At 72.0% G+C, this 1,241-nt stretch carries 2 protein-coding genes; both read left to right on the top strand.

What is annotated here, in order from left to right:
* Nucleotides 1–948, top strand: a 948-nt coding sequence (locus AC27VN_RS41810; protein ID WP_490880565.1) for a FliI/YscN family ATPase, incomplete at its 5' end; no start/stop codon positions are given.
* On the top strand, nucleotides 945–1,241 hold a 297-nt coding region (locus tag AC27VN_RS41805; protein ID WP_490880564.1), incomplete at its 3' end, for a flagellar export protein FliJ. The genes AC27VN_RS41810 and AC27VN_RS41805, both read left to right, overlap by 4 nt.

Raw genomic sequence — 1,241 nt, 5'->3', positions numbered from 1 at the left:
CGCGCGCCGATCAACGCGATGGACCGCGACCCGGTGCGCGAGCCGCTCGATACCGGCGTGCGCGCGATCAATGCCTTGCTGACCGTCGGCCGTGGCCAGCGCATCGGCCTGTTCGCCGGCTCGGGCGTGGGCAAGAGCGTGCTGCTCGGCATGATGGCGCGCTACACCGCGGCCGACGTGATCGTGGTCGGCCTGATCGGCGAGCGCGGCCGCGAGGTGAAGGAATTCATCGAGGACATCCTCGGCCCCGAGGGCCGCGCGCGCTCGGTGGTGGTGGCCGCGCCGGCCGACTCGCCGCCGCTGCTGCGCATGCAGGGCGCGAGCTATGCCACCGCGGTGGCCGAGCATTTCCGCGACCAGGGGCTGCACGTGCTGCTGCTGATGGATTCGCTCACGCGCTATGCGATGGCGCAGCGCGAGATCGCGCTGGCGATCGGCGAGGCGCCGGCCACCAAGGGCTATCCGCCCTCGTGCTTCGCCAAGCTGCCGCGGCTGGTGGAGCGCAGCGGCAACGGCCTCAACGGCGTGGGCTCGATCACCGCCTTCTACACCGTGCTGTCGGAGGGCGACGACCCGCAGGACCCGATCGCCGACGCGGCGCGCGCCATCCTCGACGGCCACATCGTGCTGTCGCGCGCGCTGGCCGAGGAGGCGCATTTCCCGGCCATCGACATCGAGCAGTCGGCCTCGCGCGTGATGCACAACGTGGCCTCGGCCGGCCACCTCGAATGCGCGCGCCACTTCCGCGCCATCTATTCGCGCTACCGCAAGAGCCGCGACCTGGTGCGCGTGGGCGCCTATGCCGCGGGCAGCGACCCGGCGCTCGACCAGGCGATCCGGCTGCAGCCCGCGATGACCGCGTTCCTGCAGCAGCGCATGCATGAGAGCGCGCCCTTCGATGTCAGCCTCGGTGGCATGGCCGACGTGCTCGAGGGCCGGCAGCCATGAGCGGTCTCGAGATCGCGGCCGACATGGCGCGCGACCGGCGCGACGCCGCGGTGCAGGTGCTCGCGCAGGCGCGCCAGAAGTGGCTCGCGGGCCAGGTGCAGCTCGACCAGCTCGAGAGCTACGCGCAGGAATGCACCGCGCGCTGGGCCACGCGCTCGCTCAATTGCACGCCCGAGCTGATGCGGCATCACTACCAATTCATGGAGCGGCTCGATCACGCGATCGCGCTGCAGACCGGCATCGTGCGCGAGCTCGGCCAGGGCGTGGAGCGCGCGGCCGTGCCGGTGCGCGAG

Source organism: Variovorax sp. 20P10.2.4 (assembly GCF_058244205.1).
The sequence above is the reverse complement of the archived record's forward strand: the minus strand, read 5'-3'. Positions and strand labels throughout refer to the sequence as shown.